The sequence below is a fragment of the Candidatus Methylomirabilota bacterium genome, from assembly GCA_035709005.1.
Taxonomy (GTDB): domain Bacteria; phylum Methylomirabilota; class Methylomirabilia; order Rokubacteriales; family CSP1-6; genus 40CM-4-69-5.
The window spans coordinates 60,950-75,852 of the sequence record DASTFB010000104.1; the positions used below are offsets into that span (position 1 = coordinate 60,950).

The 14,903-nt window shown below is 70.5% G+C and carries 14 protein-coding genes; 3 read left to right on the forward strand and 11 right to left on the reverse strand.

The window, feature by feature from the left end; translation table 11 throughout:
• Window positions 1-28: 28 nt before the first annotated feature.
• From fusA to hpnH, 11 genes are all read right to left on the reverse strand, one after another.
• A complete protein-coding gene (gene fusA / locus VFR64_19525) occupies window positions 29-2,113 on the reverse strand; it encodes an elongation factor G (GenBank protein ID HET9491925.1) in 2,085 nt (694 codons plus the stop codon).
• A 201-nt stretch (window positions 2,114-2,314) separates the two neighbouring features.
• Window positions 2,315-3,553, reverse strand: a complete 1,239-nt coding sequence (locus VFR64_19530; GenBank protein HET9491926.1) for a threonine synthase — start codon at window positions 3,551-3,553, stop codon at window positions 2,315-2,317.
• Between the two features lie 107 nt (window positions 3,554-3,660).
• Window positions 3,661-4,653, reverse strand: a complete 993-nt coding sequence (ispH, locus tag VFR64_19535; protein ID HET9491927.1) for a 4-hydroxy-3-methylbut-2-enyl diphosphate reductase — start codon at window positions 4,651-4,653, stop codon at window positions 3,661-3,663.
• 9 nt (window positions 4,654-4,662) lie between these two features.
• Entirely contained in the window at window positions 4,663-5,265 is a 603-nt protein-coding gene (locus VFR64_19540) for an acyloxyacyl hydrolase (GenBank protein HET9491928.1), read from the reverse strand.
• On the reverse strand, window positions 5,262-6,287 hold the full coding sequence (locus VFR64_19545) for an alcohol dehydrogenase catalytic domain-containing protein (GenBank protein HET9491929.1): 1,026 nt from the start codon (window positions 6,285-6,287) through the stop codon (window positions 5,262-5,264). Before VFR64_19545 ends, VFR64_19540 begins: the two co-directional genes overlap by 4 nt.
• The gene (locus tag VFR64_19550) at window positions 6,284-7,291 is read right to left on the reverse strand and encodes an alcohol dehydrogenase catalytic domain-containing protein (protein ID HET9491930.1); all 1,008 of its coding nucleotides are present in this window, start codon (window positions 7,289-7,291) and stop codon (window positions 6,284-6,286) included. The genes VFR64_19545 and VFR64_19550 overlap by 4 nt, the downstream gene beginning before the upstream one ends.
• Entirely contained in the window at window positions 7,288-8,166 is an 879-nt protein-coding gene (gene hpnD, locus VFR64_19555; GenBank protein HET9491931.1) for a presqualene diphosphate synthase HpnD, read from the reverse strand. The genes VFR64_19550 and hpnD overlap by 4 nt, the downstream gene beginning before the upstream one ends.
• The gene (hpnA, locus tag VFR64_19560; GenBank protein ID HET9491932.1) at window positions 8,163-9,152 is read right to left on the reverse strand and encodes a hopanoid-associated sugar epimerase; all 990 of its coding nucleotides are present in this window, start codon (window positions 9,150-9,152) and stop codon (window positions 8,163-8,165) included. Before hpnA ends, hpnD begins: the two co-directional genes overlap by 4 nt.
• A gap of 204 nt (window positions 9,153-9,356) precedes the next feature.
• Entirely contained in the window at window positions 9,357-10,061 is a 705-nt protein-coding gene (locus tag VFR64_19565) for a hypothetical protein (protein ID HET9491933.1), read from the reverse strand.
• Window positions 10,061-10,381 carry a hypothetical protein gene (locus VFR64_19570; GenBank protein ID HET9491934.1) on the reverse strand — a complete coding sequence of 107 codons (321 nt, stop codon included), beginning with the start codon at window positions 10,379-10,381 and terminating at the stop codon, window positions 10,061-10,063. The genes VFR64_19565 and VFR64_19570 overlap by 1 nt, the downstream gene beginning before the upstream one ends.
• A 4-nt stretch (window positions 10,382-10,385) precedes the next feature.
• Window positions 10,386-11,408, reverse strand: coding sequence for an adenosyl-hopene transferase HpnH (hpnH, locus tag VFR64_19575; protein HET9491935.1), 1,023 nt, complete (start codon window positions 11,406-11,408; stop codon window positions 10,386-10,388).
• Window positions 11,409-11,459: 51 nt separating this feature from the next.
• On the opposite strand from hpnH, the gene shc reads away from it, so the two are divergent.
• The 3 genes from shc to VFR64_19590 are packed head-to-tail and all read left to right on the forward strand — an operon-like array spanning window position 11,460 to window position 14,896.
• Window positions 11,460-13,373 carry a squalene--hopene cyclase gene (gene shc / locus VFR64_19580; protein ID HET9491936.1) on the forward strand — a complete coding sequence of 638 codons (1,914 nt, stop codon included), beginning with the start codon at window positions 11,460-11,462 and terminating at the stop codon, window positions 13,371-13,373.
• Window positions 13,366-14,160: an MlaE family lipid ABC transporter permease subunit gene (locus VFR64_19585; GenBank protein HET9491937.1), complete on the forward strand. Its 795-nt coding sequence runs from the start codon at window positions 13,366-13,368 to the stop codon at window positions 14,158-14,160. Before shc ends, VFR64_19585 begins: the two co-directional genes overlap by 8 nt.
• 1 nt (window position 14,161) lies before the next feature.
• Window positions 14,162-14,896, forward strand: coding sequence for an ABC transporter ATP-binding protein (locus tag VFR64_19590; GenBank protein HET9491938.1), 735 nt, complete (start codon window positions 14,162-14,164; stop codon window positions 14,894-14,896).
• Window positions 14,897-14,903 lie beyond the last annotated feature (7 nt).

The following is a 14,903-nucleotide window of genomic DNA, read 5'->3' on the forward strand; positions in this document are numbered from 1 at the left end:
TTCGCGGGCGCAAGAGTTTCCTGCGCGCTCAGTGCTTCTCGGCCTTCTCCCGCTCCGCTTTGGCTTCCTTGATCACGCGCTCGGCCAGGAACGCCGGTAGCTCCTCGTAGTGGGAGAACTCCATCGAGTAGCCGCCACGGCCGCCGGTCATCGATCGCAGCGACGGCTCGTAGGTGAGCATCTCGGCCATGGGCACCTGGGCCCGCACCACGGCCGTCTCCCCGGCCGGCTCCATCCCCACGATCCGCCCCCGGCGGGAGTTGACGTCCCCGATGACGTCGCCCGCGACATCCGACGGGCACGTGATCTCCACGTTCATGACGGGCTCGAGCAGGATCGGACTGGCCTCCACGAACACCTTCTGCAGCCCCATGGACGCGGCGATCTGGAAGGCCATGTCCGAGGAGTCCACGTCGTGATAGGAGCCGTCGTAGAGCGTCACCTTGAGGTCCACCACCGGGTAGCCGGCGAGAATGCCGCGCTTCATGCAGTCCCGCACGCCCTTCTCGACGGACGGGATGTAGTTCCGGGGGATGGCCCCGCCGAAGATATCGTCGACGAACTCGAAGCCGCCCCCGCGGGGCAGCGGCTCCACCCGCAGCCAGGTGTCGCCGTACTGGCCGCGGCCTCCGGTCTGCTTCTTGTACTTGCCCTGCCCCTCGGCCCGGCCCTTGACGGTCTCCTTGTAGGGGATGCGCGGGGGCAGCAGGTTGACGTCCACGTTGTATTTGCGCTTCATGCGGTCGACGACCATCTCGACGTGGAGGTTGCCGACACCGGAGACCAGCAGCTGCTTGGTCTCGGCGTCGAAGTGGTAGTGGACGGTGGGGTCCTCCTCGGCGATGCGAGCCAGGGCGTTGGAGATCTTGTCCTCGTCCCCGCGGCTCTTGGGCTGGATGGCGAACGAGATGGCCGCCTCCGGAAAGACGATGCGCGGCAGCTCGAAGGGCTGGCCCTCGTCGGTCAGCGTGTCGCCGGTCAGCGTCTCCTTGAGCTTGGCCACCACCCCGATCTCGCCGGGGCCGAGCGTCTCCGCGTTTTTCGGCGTTTTGCCCATGAGCCAGGAGACGTGGCTCATCCGCTCCCGCGCGGTCCGAGCCGGATTGAGCAGCGTCGACTCGGATTTGAGCGTGCCGCTGAACACCCGGAAGAGGCTGAGCTTGCCAACATGGGGATCGCTGAGGGTCTTGAACACCAGGACGCTGACCGGCGCCTTGGGGTCCGGGGCCCGGGTGGCCGGCTGCTTGGTCTTGACGTCGGTGCCGCTCACCTCCCCGCCGTCGGCGGGCGAGGGGAAGGAGTCGACGAGGAGGTCCAGGAGCGCGGCCGCGCCTACCGTCCTGGTGGCGGCCGCCGCCAGCACGGGCACCAGCTTGCCCTCGGCGATGCCGGCCCGCAGCGCCTTGAGCATCTCCGCTTCGCCGAGCGAGCCCTCCTCGAGGTACTTGCTGAGCAGGTCGTCGTCGGTCTCCGCGGCCGCCTCCACCAGCTTCTCCCGATACTCTCGGGCCCGGTCCGCCGCCGCGGCGGGCACGTCGCCCTCCCGGAGCTTGCCGTCGGCCAAGGTGAATCCCTTCATCTTGACCAGGTCGACGAACCCCTGGAACCCGCTCTCCTCGCCGATGGGCACGTGGACCGGCACCAGCCGGCCCTTGAGCCGGCGCCCCAACGACTCCAGCGTGCGGAAGAAGTCCGCCCGCTCCCGATCGAGGCGGTTGATCACCACGGCCCGGGGCAGGTTGTACTCGGTGGCGAACTTCCACACCTTCTCCGTCTGCACCTGCACGCCGGCGACGGCATCGACCACGACGATCGCCGACTCGACCACGCGGAGCGCGGCGCGGGCGTCGGCGATGAAGTCGCCGTACCCGGGGGTATCGACGACGTTGATCCGGTGCCCCTTCCAGTCGCAATACGCGACGGCGGTGTTGATGGAGATCTGGCGCTTGATCTCGTCGGGGTCGAAGTCGCAGGTCGTGGTGCCGTCCTCGACCCGCCCCAGCCGCGTGACGGCGCCGGCGGTGAACAGCAGCGCCTCCACGAGCGATGTCTTACCGACGCCGCCGTGGCCGACGACGCCCACGTTGCGAATCTTGCCCATTTCGATGGCCATACCGAGACCTCCCAGGCGGCGAGCGCTGCGGCTGCGATGCTATCACAAACAGGGCATGGGCACCCGGGCTGTCGCCACGCCCATGCCCCGCCGGGACGTCGGAGGGGGCATACACTGGCGCGCCCTTAGGGGCGCGACGGCCCCCTCCGAAACTCCCCCCGAATAGGAGCGGCGGCAAAGCCGCCGCCCGAACGAAAGACGTTATCGCGCGAGCGCGGCTTGGACTTGGGCGGCGATTCCTTCTTCGGTTCCTGTCAAATGCAGCGGCGGGGGAAGCGGTGGTGGAGGGTTCTTCAGCCCAGAGCCGGTGAGGACCAATACGACGCGGGTGTCGGCGGAGACGGCGTGGCGGGTGGTCATCTCGATGAGGGCCGCCACGGTGGCGGCGGCCTCGGGCGCCGTCCAGAGGCCCTCGAGCCGGGCCAGCAAGCGCTGGGCCTCGTGGATCGCGTCGTCGCCGACCGCGATGGCCTCACCGCCGCTCGCGCGCAGCACGCCGAGCATCTGGCGGCCGGCGAACGGCGACGGCACGCGCAGGCCTGGCGCGGAGGTGATGGGGTTCGGCCACGCCGCCGTGGTCTCCGCGCCGTCGCGCCAGGCCTGGACCACGGGCGCGCACCCCTCGGCCTGGACGCAGACGAAGCGGGCCCGCGGCCCCGTGAGCCAGCCGAGCGCCGTGAGCTCCTCCCAGGCCTTGGCGATCCCTACCAGGCCGGTGCCGCCGCCCGTGGGGTAGACGAGCAGATCGGGCTCGGCCCACCCGAGCTGCTCGGCGAGCTCGAGGCCCATCGTCTTCTTGCCTTCCAGACGGTACGGCTCCTTCAAGGTGGAGAGGTCGAGCCAGCCCCGGCTCGCGGGCGCCACCCGAGCCGTGATCCGCCCCGCCGTCGCGATGGTGCCCTCGACGGTGAAGACGCGGGCTCCGGCGATGAGGGCCTCGGCGATGGCCGCCGCCGGAGTGTCACGAGGAACGATCACGGCGCAAGGCAGCCCGGCTCGCGCCGCATAGACCGCGGCGGCGCCACCGGCGTTGCCGGCCGAGGGGATGAGGAAACCGCGGGCGCCCAGCGTGCGGGCCCGCGTGATCGCCATGCCCAGGCCCCGGGCCTTGAACGTGCCGGTGGGATTCTGGCCTTCGTCCTTGGCCAGAACCTGCGTCAAGCCGAGATGGCGGGCCAGGCGCGGCATGACGAGCAAGGGCGTGCCCCCCTCCCCCAGCGTCACGGCCTCCTCGCCCTCGTCCAGCGGGGTGAGCTCCCGGAAGCGGTGCATCCCGGGCGGACGGGACCGCAGCGCGTCCTTCGTGAGCCGGGCGCCCACCCGCTCGAGGTCGTAGCGGGCCACCAGCATCTGCCCGCACCGCTCGCAGACGGTGAGCAGGCGCTTGCAATCGTGCCGCTGCCCACACACGGAGCACTCGACGTGCGAGAGGAAACTCATGCGTTCAATATCTCAGGAGATCGCGACTCCGATCGCGTCGGAAATATACCGCGCCGGGTGATTCCGGCGGGGCACGGGCGTGGCGAAGCCCGGGTGCCCGTGCCCTGTTAAATGCTCTGCCGCATGATCGCGCGCGACGGCAGGGTGATGCCGCGCTCGTGGGCCATCTGCTCGAGCTCGGCCGGCAGCGCGAAACGGACGTTCTCGTCGACCACCTGAACCTCGCGCACGTCGGCGCCGTCGCGCCGGAGCGCATCGACGGCCTCGGTGACGAGCACCTCGGGGGCCGACGCCCCCGCGGTGACGCCCACGCGCCGCGCGCCCTCCAGCCACTCCGGCTTGATGTCGCGGACGTCGTTGATCAGGTACGCGCGGGTGCCGGTGGACAACGACACCTCGACGAGCCGCAGGGAGTTGGAACTGTTGGCGGCGCCGATCACGAGCAGCACGTCGACATCGCCGGCAACCGTCTTGACGGCGGCCTGCCGGTTCTGGGTGGCGTAGCAGATATCGTCGCGCGAGGGCCCCACGATCGTGGGGAACCGGCGCCGCAGGGCGTCGATGACGTCGCGCGTGTCGTCGACGGACAGCGTGGTCTGGGTCAGGTAGGCCACCTTGTCGGGGTCGGGGACGTCCAGGGCCTCGACCTCGGCCCCGTTGGCGATCACGATGATCCGGTCGGGCGCCTCGCCGAGGGTCCCGATGACCTCGTCGTGGTCCTCGTGCCCGATCAGGATGATCGAATAGCCCTCCCGGGCGTAGCGGATCGCCTCCAGGTGCACCTTCGTCACGAGGGGGCACGTGGCGTCGATGATCCGCAGGCCCCGCTGCAAGGATTCCTGCCGCACCGCCGGCGACACCCCGTGAGCGCTGAAGATGGCCGTCGCGCCCTCGGGGACCTCGCTCAGCTCGTCCACGAAGACGGCGCCCTTGGCCCGGAGCTGGTCCACCACGTGCCCGTTGTGCACGATCTCCCGTCGCACGTAGACGGGCGGACCGCAGACCTCCAGAGCCAGCTCCACGATATCGATGGCCCGCTCGACGCCCGCGCAGAATCCCCGCGGACCGGCGAGCACGATCTCGGCGATGGACCGCCCCATGACGCCCCCTTACCGGTCGAAGTAGAAGGCCACGCCGGCCATGCCGGTGTGCGCCTCGAACCCCTTGTTGGGAGTATCGATGTTGCCGTTGGATACGTGGACGAGCCGGTAGCCGGCGTAGATCGCGGCCCGATCGGTCACGAAGACCGAAGCGCCGGCGCCCGCGGCCAGCCAGAAGGCGACGTCCGAGTCGATCTCCCGCACACGGAGGTCCGTACCCCCGAACGCTCCCGCCGCCTCGACGTACGGCACCAGCCGGCCCAATGAGACGAAGTGGTAGCGCAGCACCGCGGCGAGCCCGGCGTAATAGGCATTCACAGGCTCAGTGTACCTCTGGAAGACCGGCCCGATGCCGACCTCGAAGGCTCCCCGGAACGGGCCCGGGCCGGCCGTGCCGAACGGCAGCAGCCCCAGCCGCGCCGACGCGTACCACAGCGACAAGCCGGTTTGCGTTCCGCCGCTCAGGTTCGACTGGGAGCCGCCGCCGCCTTCCCCGGACACCACCAGGGTGCCTTTCCGGAACACCTGCCCCGCCTCGAAGCCGGCGGCGGACCCCGCCAGCGCCGCGGTGAGCCCGAGCGCCAGCAGGAGCGCCCCGAGGACTCGGCTCATGGCTCGATGAGCACCTTCATGGCCTCGCCTCGGGCCATCAGGTCGAGGGCGTCGCCCACGTCCTCGAGCCGCATGCGATGCGTCAGCAGGCCGTCCGGGTTCAGCGCATTGGTCTCGAGCAATTCCACCGCCCGCCGGATCAGATCGGGCGTATGGTGAAACGCGCCGATCAGGGTTAGCTCTTCGTAGTGTACACGTCGCGTGTCGAGCGCCACCGTCGTGCCCGGCGCGCACCCTCCGAAGAATACCACGCTGCCTCCGCGGCCCACCGTCGCGACCGCCTGCTCCCACACCTCTGGCCGTCCGGTGGCGTCGATGGCCACGTCGGCCCCGCGCCCGTCCGCCAACGCCCTGAGGGCCGGAGCCGGATCGGCCATCGCCGTGATGTCGACACACTCGCCCAGCTTCAACCGCTTCACCTGCTCGAGCCGCCAGCCGGCTTTTCCGACGATGATGACCCGCGCGCCCCGGCCGGCGGCCACCATGCCGAGCAGGCAGCCCAGCGGGCCGTGACCGAAGATCACGACCGTCTGGCCGGATTCCAGGCTCGCCCGTTCGATGCCACCGAGCGCGCAGGCCAGGGGTTCCGCGAAGGCGGCCCGAGCCGCCCGGGTCCGGCCGTCCAGGCGGACCACGTTGCTGCGCACCAGACGGGCCGGCAGCGCGATCGCCTCGGCGTAGGCCCCGTTCACGAACAGCAGGTCCTCGCACAGGTTCGGACGGCCCTGCAGGCAGTACCGGCACGCGCCGCAGGGGGCGGAGTTGGCAGCCGTGACCCGATCGCCCTCCCGGAAGCTCGTGACCCCGGTGCCGACGGCGCTCACGACCCCCGCGAGCTCGTGGCCGAACACGGTCGGCACGCGCGGAATCATCACCGGGTGCCCGCGGCGCAGCGTCTTGACGTCCGTGCCACAGGTCAGGGCGGCCTCGATGCCGACCACGATCTCCCCAGGGCCGGGGCGAGGGTACGCCACGTCCTGGTAGCGCAGGTCACCCGGGCCGTGGAAGACGACCGCCCTCATGGCGTCACGTAGACCTTGAGGGCGTCGCGGGAACGCATCAGAGCCACCCCCTCGCGCAACCGCTCCAGCGGCACGCGATGCGTGTAGAGCCCGTCGACCGTGATCGTGCCGCTGGCTACGAGCCGGAAGGCCTCGGCCAGATCGGCGGGCGACGATGAGTACGTGGCCGTCACCGTCAGCTCCCGGTGATAGAGAGCGTCCAGACCCACGGGCAGGACGGGTTCCTCGCCACCCGCGAAGCAGTGGAGGCTTCCGCCGTCTCGTACCACCCCGGCGCCCCAGCTGAGGCCGCGGCCCGCCCCGCCCGTCAGGATCACGTGATCGGCCCCCCGGCCCTGGGACAGCCCGGCGATCGCCGCCGCGGCCGCCTCGGGGGCGAGCGCTTCCACACCCAGGCGACGGGCCAGATCCCGCCGATCAGCGCCCTCGTCCACGCCGACCACGGCCGCGCCGGCGCGGCGGAGCAGTCGCACGAAGAGGTGTCCGATGGAGCCGAGCCCCACGACGGCCACCGTATCGTCGGGCTGTGCGCCGGCCCGGCGCACGGCGCGCTGGCAGCAGGCCAGGGGCTCCACGAACGAGGCCTCCTCGTCGCTGAGGTGCGCGGGCAGCGTGAACGTCGCGTGGGCCACGTTGGGCGCCGGTACCCGCACGTACTCGGCGAAGCCGCCGGGATCCAGGTGGCTGGCCTTGAACGCCCGGCACATCGAGTGGCTGCCCCGGCGGCAGTAGTGGCACGTCCCGCAGGGGACGTGGTGGGCGACGACCACGCGATCGCCCACCGCCGGGGCGACGATGCCGGGCCCCGCTTCGATGACGTCGCCGACGACCTCGTGACCGAGGACGGCCGGGCTGGCGGTGGCCGGGGCCAGGATCTTCGCGATGTCCGAACCGCACAGCCCGCAGCCCCGTACCCTCAACAGCACCTCGCCGGGCCCGACCTCCGGGCGCGGCCACTCTTCGGTGGCCAGGCGTCCCCCGCCCCGAAAGACGGCAGCCTTCACGCGGCGCTCGGCTCCGGGCGCAGGCGGGCCGAGAGCCAGCAGCGCAGCGCGATCCCCAGCTTCCGGCGCGCGGGCACGGTGATCCGCGGGCCGAAGACCCGAAATTGCCGTGCCTCGATGGCCTGGAGCAACGCGAAATAGATCGAGCCCATGACCTCCGCCGCCACCAGGGTTCGGGCGTCCGACCGCGGGCGCGTGGAGCGCGCGCGACGGTAGAAATGATGGGCCCGGCCGGCCTGCCGCTCCATGAGCTGCACGAACGCCGGTGTGTAGCGACCCTGCCGGAGATCGTCCTCGCTCACGCCGAACGCGTGCAGGTCGGCCTGGGGCAGATAGACGCGCCCGGTCTGGGCGTCGCTGCCGACGTCGCGGAGAATGTTGGTGAGCTGCAGGGCAATCCCCAGGTTCACCGCGTAGTCGCGCGCCCGGGGGTCCGAGTAGCCGAAGATCTCGATGGCGGCCAGCCCCACCGCGGAGGCGACGCGGTAGCAATAGAGATAGAGGTCCTCGGCGCGCTCGTAGCGCACGCCGTCCAGGTCCATCTCGACGCCGTCGACGATCGCCTCCAGGGCCTCGCGCGGGATCGGAAAAGCCCCGACGGCCGCGGCCAGCTGCTGGGCAATGGGATGCTCCGGGCGGCCGTCCCTGCTGTAGCAGCGGGCGACCTCGCGTCGCCAGACCTGCAGCTCTTCCCGCAGCCGCGCGGGATCGGCTCCCCGCTGCGGGCCCAGGTCGGCGACGTCGTCGATGGTGCGGCAAAAGGCATAGACGGCGTAGAGCGCGTTGCGGCGCGCCCGGGGCAGCGTCAGGAACGCGTAGTAGAAGTTCGAGCGGCTGCGCCGGGTCAGCCGGGAGACGAGGTGCGTGGTGCTCATGGCACGTAGCCGTAACGGGTGAACCACTCCACGGCCTCTTTCAGGGCTTCGCGAGGATCGTTCTGGGGCAGCCCCAGCTCGCGCACGGCCTTGCCCGGGCTGAAGTACATTCGCTTGCGTGCCATCCGGACAGCGGTGAGCGACACCGCCGGCGTGCCCCGCCCCAGGCGCGCCGCGCTCTCCATGCCGGCGGCGGCGAGCCAGGCCAGCGCATAGGGGATGCGGAAGCGCGGCGGGCGCCGGCCGGTGATGTCGGCGAGCAGCTGAAAGATCTCGCTGAGCGACAGGTTGACGTGCCCCAGGATGTACTTCTCGCCCACCCGCCCCCGTTCCGCCGCCAGCAGGTGGCCGCGAGCGACGTCGCGGACATGCACGATGTTGAGCCCCGTGTCGAGCGAGGCGTACATTCGGCCGCACAGGAAATCCACCAGCATCTGGCCCGTGGGCGTGGGCTTGACGTCCCACGGTCCGACCGGCGCCGACGGGTTGACGACGACCACGGGCGCGCCGCTCCGCGCGAACTCGAGCGCGACCTGCTCGGCGAGGAACTTGGAGGCTTTGTAGGGGCCGACCATGTCGGCCAGCGACACCGGCGTGTCCTCGGTCCCGGGGCCGCCGTCCCGCGGGATGCCCAGAGCCCCGACCGTGGAGGTGTACACGATCCGGCGGGCACCCGCCTCGACGGCGGCGGCGAGCATGGCCCGCGTGCCCTCGACGTTGGTCTGGTACAGCTCGCGGGGATCGCGGGTCCACAGGCGGTAGTCGGCGGCCACGTGAAATACCGTCGCCACGCCGGCGGCGGCCCGGCGCAGGGAGACCGGGTCGCGGAGGTCGCCCTCGACGATCTCGACCGCGAGGCCGGCCAGGCTCCGGCGATCGGCCTGCCGGCGGGCCAGCACGCGCACGGTGGCGCCCGCCCCGAGCAGCTCGCGCACGACGTTGGCCCCGACGAATCCGGTGCCGCCGGTGACGAGGGCGTCAGGCATGGATCATTGAACAGGGCACGGGCACCCGGGCTGTCGCCACGCCCGTGCCCCGCCGGAACTGTCCGTGGCGATCATTCGCTTGGCCGATCTGAGTCGCGGCTCATGCAGGGCACGGGCACCCGGCCGGGGGAGTCCCGAGGGGGGCGTAGCCCCCTTCGGTTGAAAGTCGCCACGCCCGTGCCCCGCCGGAACCGTCCCTGGCGATCATTCGTTTGGCCGATCTGAGTCGCGGCTCATGCGCGCCAGGGTACCGAGCGCAGCGGCCACCGTCCGGAGCGCGGCGTCGGCGCCGCGCCCCAGGGCCAGGGCGTCGGCGATGGCGCGAGGACGGGCCAGCGCGGCGCGCAAGGCCTGGCCCGGGCGCACCCGGCCCCCGGCGTCGACGAGGGCCGCGACGTCGGCGGGGATCGCCTGTTGCGCCGTGTCCGAGACTGCCCGGACGACGGCCACGCGGCGCCCGGCGCCACGCGCCCACTCCACGATCGGCGCCGATTCCATGTCCACCGCCACGGCGCCCGTCTCCATCCACAGACGGGTCTTGATTGCCGCGGTCTGCGCCACCTCGGCCACCGTGAGCAGCGCGCCGCGCCCGTGAAGCGCGGGGATGGTATCGACCTCGTGGCGAACGCCCGCCGGGCCGATGACGACCCGGGGGATCACGAGATCGCCACGCCGGAGCCCGGGATCCAGCGCGCCGCAGGCCCCGGCAGAGACGACCAGCGCGGACGCCGCCAGACAGGCGTCCGCCGCCCGTGTGGCCAGCAGGTCGGCGCGGAGCCCGACGCACATGACCTCGATGGCTCCGCTGCGGTAGTGCGGCCAGGTGGCGTCGGCGGCGGGGGCCAGGCGCAGGTGATGGGCGAGACGGTGGGCCTCGACCTCGACAGCGGTGAGGACCAGCACGGGCATCACGCCGGTTGGGATTTCCCCTTCCGCTGCCGCCACGCTTCGTACGAGGCTCCGGCGGCCGTGTCGCGTCCGGTGAAGCGGATCGTCCGGACGTCGGCGTAGCGCACGGTATGCGAGGCGCCGCCAGGATCGAACACCATCAGATACGGGTCGGCCGCGTCCCGATCGCGGTTGTAGACGTAGCCGGTCAGGGAGCGGCCGTCGGCCAAGACGATGGTGACGTCGCCCCGGTAGTCGAAGGCGAGGTCGATCACCTGGGCCAGCGTGACCTCGCCACCGACGCGGGGAGCCCAGCCCTCCAGCGACCGCTCTTCGGGCATCGACTCAGAGACGCCCGGTGACGGTCGCCACGACGGCCTGCCGGAAGCCCCGCCAGGAGGCGAACGTGTAATCGACCGCCGTGGGCTCGTGGCCGCAGTGCACCATGCAGTCCCGGCACTTGGGATTGCCGCTGCGTCGTCCATACTGCTCCCACTGCGTCGTCTCCATCAGCTCGCGAAAGCTCGCCGCATAGCCTTCCTGCAGGAGGTAACAGGGACGCTGCCAGCCGAAGAGGTTGTAGGTGGGATTGCCCCACGGGGTGCACTCGAAGTCCAGCTTGCCCATGAGGAATTTCAGGAACAGGGGCGACTGGTTGAAGCGCCAGCCGCGGCGGGGGCGCTCGAGGATGGCCGAGAACAGCGCGTGGGCTCGTTGCCGGGCCAGAAAATGCTCCTGATCGGGCGCCTTGGTGTAGCTGTAGCCCGGCGAGATCATCATGCCCTCCACGCCCAGGTCCATCATGGCGTCGAAGAATTGACGGACGCGCGCGGGATCGGCCCCGTCGAAGAGCGTCGTGTTGGTAGTGACCCGGAAGCCGCGCTGCAGTGCCGCCCGGATGGCGGCCAGGGCCGTCTCGTACACGCCCTCGCGGCAGACCGCGTCGTCGTGCTCGGGACCCAGCCCGTCGAGGTGGACGCTGAACGAGAAGTACCTGGCCGGCTCGAACACGCCCTCCCGCAGCCGCTGCTCGAGGAGGAGCGCGTTGGTGCAGAGGTACACGTATTTCTTGCGCCGGATCAGCTCGCGGACCAGCGTCCCGATCTCGGGATACATCAGCGGCTCGCCACCCGGGATAGAGACCATCGGGGCGCCGCACTCGTCCACGGCGCGGAGGCACTCGTCCACCGTCAGGTGGCGCCGCAGGATGTGGGCCGGATACTGGATCTTGCCGCAGCCGGCGCAGGCCAGATTGCAACGGAACAATGGCTCCAGCATCAACACCAGCGGATAGCGGGTGCGCCCCGCCAGTTTCTGCCGAAGCACGTAGCTTCCCACGGTCCACATCTGGGAGAGGGGAACGCTCATGTCATCCTCGGGCCCGCCGTAGTATACCGCCGCCCCCCCACGCGTGTTACCATCCCGTTCGTGACGGGCCTCGATCGCGCCATCGCCCGCGCCCAGGAACATCTGCTCGCCCGTCAAGCCGACGATGGTCACTGGGTCGGTGAGCTCGAAGCAGACACCACCATCACCGCCGAGTATCTGCTGTTCTGTCACCTCTTCGACCGGGTGAACCGCGAGCGGGAGGCCAAGGCCGTGCGCTATCTGCGGCGCCGGCAGCGTCCCGACGGCGGCTTCGACCTGTTCGAAGGCGGGCCCACGAACCTGTCGGCCACGATCAAGGCCTACTTCGCCATGAAGATGGCCGGGGTTCCCGTCGACGATCCGGCCATGGCGAAGGCCCGCGGACAAATCCTGGCGATGGGGGGTCCCACCCGGGCCAACGTGTTCACCAAGATCCAGCTGGCGCTCTTCGGCGAGTACGACTGGAACGGCGTGCCGGCGATGCCGGTGGAGATCATGCTCTTGCCCCCGCCGTTCTTCCTCTTCAACATCTACGAGGTCTCGTACTGGTCGCGCACGGTCATCGTCCCCCTGCTCATCATCATGGACCGCAAGCCGGTGCGCTGGCTGCCGCCCGAGCTGAGCCTGGACGAGCTGTGGCCGGTGCCACGCGAGCGGGCCAGCCTGCGCTTTCCCCGCGTGCCCCGTCCCTTCGCGTGGCGCGATCTGTTCTGGAAGAACTTCTTCATCGCCGTCGACGATGGCCTCAAGATCTGGGAGCGCTTCTCGCCCCGGCCGTTCCGGCGGCGAGCCGTCGACGCTGCGCGCCGGTGGCTGGAAGAACGCATGGCCGTGCCGGGTGGCCTGGGCGGCATCTATCCGGCCATGGCGAACTCCGTCCTGGCGCTGCGGGTGCTGGGGTACCCGGACGACCACCCGCTGGTGCGCGGCCAGCTCAAGGAGATCGAGGCCTGGGCGGTGGAGACGGCCGACGAGCTGCATTTTCAGCCGTGCGTGAGCCCGGTCTGGGACACCGGGCTGAGCATCTACACGCTGGTCGAGAGCGGGCTGGCCCCCGATCATCCCGCCCTGCGCCGGGCGGTCGAGTGGCTGCTGGATCGGCAGATCCTGGTCCCGGGAGACTGGCAGGTGAAGCGTCCCTACGTGCGGCCGGGCGGCTGGCCGTTCCAGTACCACAACGATTTCTACCCGGACCTCGACGACACCGCCGTGGTGCTGATGGCCCTGGAGAAGCTGTCCGGGCTGGACGACGATCGGGTCCGGGCCGCCAAGGAGCGCGGACTGGGCTGGTTCCTGGGCATGCAGGGCCAGGACGGAGGCTGGGCCTCCTTCGACGCCGACAACGACCGGCTCTATCTGAACAACATCCCGTTCGCCGATCACGGCGCCTTGCTGGATCCCTCCACGGAGGACCTCACGGGTCGCGGCCTGGAGCTGCTCGGCACCTACGGCTACGGCCGCGACTTCGAGCCGGCCACCCGCGCGCTGGAATTCCTCAAGCGCCGGCAGCGCCACGACGGCGGCTGGTTCGGCCGCTGGGGCGTCAACTACGTCTACGGGACGTGGTCGGTGCTGCGCGGGCTGCGCGCCATCGGCGAGGACCTGGGCCAGGATTACGTGCAGCGCGCCGTCCGGTGGCTGGAGCGCTGCCAGAACTCCGACGGCGGGTGGGGCGAGACCTGCGAGAGCTACGACCGTCCCGAGCTGGCCGGACGGGGCGAGTCGCTCCCGTCGCAGACGGCGTGGGCCTTGCTGGCCCTGCTGGCGGCGGGCCGGACCCGCGGGCCCGTCGTGGAGCGCGGCATCGCTTACCTCCTGGCCACTCAGCGCGACGACGGCTCCTGGGAGGACCGATTCTGGAACGGCACCGGCTTCCCGCGCGTCTTCATGCTCAAGTACCACCTGTACGCCAAGTACTTCCCGCTCTGGGCACTGGGGGTCTATCGCGCCCACCTCGATGACTGATCCCCGGGTGTCGGTAGTGCTGCGTCCGCTCGACCGTCTGGGCGCCGCCGTCATCGCCGTCGTCGACTCCCTCGGCCGTTTCGGCACCTTCCTGGCGATGGCGCTGATCACCCTGCTGAGCCCCCCGTTCAAGGTCGGGGCGCTCATCGGCCGCCTGCACTACATCGGGTATCGCTCGCTGTTGATCATCGTCCTCACCGGCGCCTTCACCGGAATGGTCCTGGGCCTGCAACTGCACCTGACCCTGAGCCGGTTCGGGTCCGAGGCCTTCCTGGGTCCGGCCGTCGCCCTGGCCCTGATCCGCGAGCTGGGGCCGGTGCTGGCCGCGCTGATGATCACCGGCCGGGCCGGCTCCGCGCTCACCGCCGAGATCGGCATCATGCGGATCACCGAGCAGATCGACGCGTTGACGGTGATGGCGCTGAGCCCCTTCCGCTACCTGGTCGCGCCCTCTCTCCTGGCCGGGTTACTGAGCTTCCCCCTCCTGACCGTCATCTTCGACGTGGTCGGACTCTTCGGGGGCTACCTGGTCGGCGTGGAGCTGCTCGGGTTGTCGGCGGGAACCTACTTCGGAGAGATGCAGTCCTTCGTGCGGATGGACGACATCATGACGGGATTCTGGAAGTCGGTGGCGTTCGGGATCGTGGTGACCTGGGTCTGCACCTACAAGGGCTACTACGTCGGGCACGGCGCCGAGGGCGTGGCGCGGGCCACCACCCAGGCCGTGGTCCTGTCCTCGGTGCTCATTCTGCTGTGGGACTACTTCATGGGCTCGGTGCTGCCCTGACGTGATCACCGTCGAGAACCTCACCAAGAGCTTCGCCGGGCAGCCTGTTCTGAAAGGCCTCGACCTCGAGGTCCCCACCGGCTCCATCACCATCGTGATCGGTCGCAGCGGCGGCGGCAAATCGGTGTTCCTCAAGCACCTGCTGGGCCTGATGCGTCCGGACGCCGGCCGCGTTCTCGTCGACGGCGTGGACCTCACTGCGCTGTCGGCGCGGGCCCTGGACCGGATCCGGGCCCGCTACGGCGTGGTGTTCCAGGGCGGCGCGCTCTTCGATTCCATGACGTGCGGGGAGAACGTGGCCTTCCCCCTGCGCGAGAAGCTGCGGCTGTCCCGGGCCGACCTGGCGGCCCGGGTGGAAGCGGCGCTGGGCCAGGTCGGGCTGGAAGGCGTGGGGGGCAAGTATCCGGGCGAGGTTTCGGGCGGGATGCGCAAGCGGGTGGCCATCGCGCGCGCGCTGGTGACCGAGCCCGAGATCATCTTCTTCGACGAGCCGACCACGGGGCTGGACCCCGTCCTGGTCAACAACATTCACCGCCTGATCCTGGCCCTGCACCGGCAGTTCAAGTTCACCGCCGTGATGGTGAGCCACGAGATCCCCGAGATCTTCGAGATCGCCGACACCGTGGCCATGCTGCACGAGGGGCGTATCGTAGAGGTGGGACCGCCCCGGGCCATCCAGGAATCGGCCAACCCGGTGGTGAACCAGTTCATCCGCGGCGAAGGCAGCGGTCTCTAGGAGGACG

Bases quoted from the DNA above. Each gene is read 5' to 3' on its own strand.
- fusA (HET9491925.1), bottom strand. From the start codon at position 2,113: ATGGCCATCGAAATGGGCAAGATTCGCAACGTGGGCGTCGTCGGCCAC.
- VFR64_19530 (HET9491926.1), bottom strand. From the start codon at position 3,553: ATGAGTTTCCTCTCGCACGTCGAGTGCTCCGTGTGTGGGCAGCGGCAC.
- ispH (HET9491927.1), bottom strand. From the start codon at position 4,653: ATGGGGCGGTCCATCGCCGAGATCGTGCTCGCCGGTCCGCGGGGATTC.
- VFR64_19540 (HET9491928.1), bottom strand. From the start codon at position 5,265: ATGAGCCGAGTCCTCGGGGCGCTCCTGCTGGCGCTCGGGCTCACCGCG.
- VFR64_19545 (HET9491929.1), bottom strand. From the start codon at position 6,287: ATGAGGGCGGTCGTCTTCCACGGCCCGGGTGACCTGCGCTACCAGGAC.
- hpnD (HET9491931.1), bottom strand. From the start codon at position 8,166: ATGAGCACCACGCACCTCGTCTCCCGGCTGACCCGGCGCAGCCGCTCG.
- hpnA (HET9491932.1), bottom strand. From the start codon at position 9,152: ATGCCTGACGCCCTCGTCACCGGCGGCACCGGATTCGTCGGGGCCAAC.
- VFR64_19565 (HET9491933.1), bottom strand. From the start codon at position 10,061: ATGCCCGTGCTGGTCCTCACCGCTGTCGAGGTCGAGGCCCACCGTCTC.
- VFR64_19570 (HET9491934.1), bottom strand. From the start codon at position 10,381: ATGCCCGAAGAGCGGTCGCTGGAGGGCTGGGCTCCCCGCGTCGGTGGC.
- hpnH (HET9491935.1), bottom strand. From the start codon at position 11,408: ATGAGCGTTCCCCTCTCCCAGATGTGGACCGTGGGAAGCTACGTGCTT.
- VFR64_19585 (HET9491937.1), top strand. From the start codon at position 13,366: ATGACTGATCCCCGGGTGTCGGTAGTGCTGCGTCCGCTCGACCGTCTG.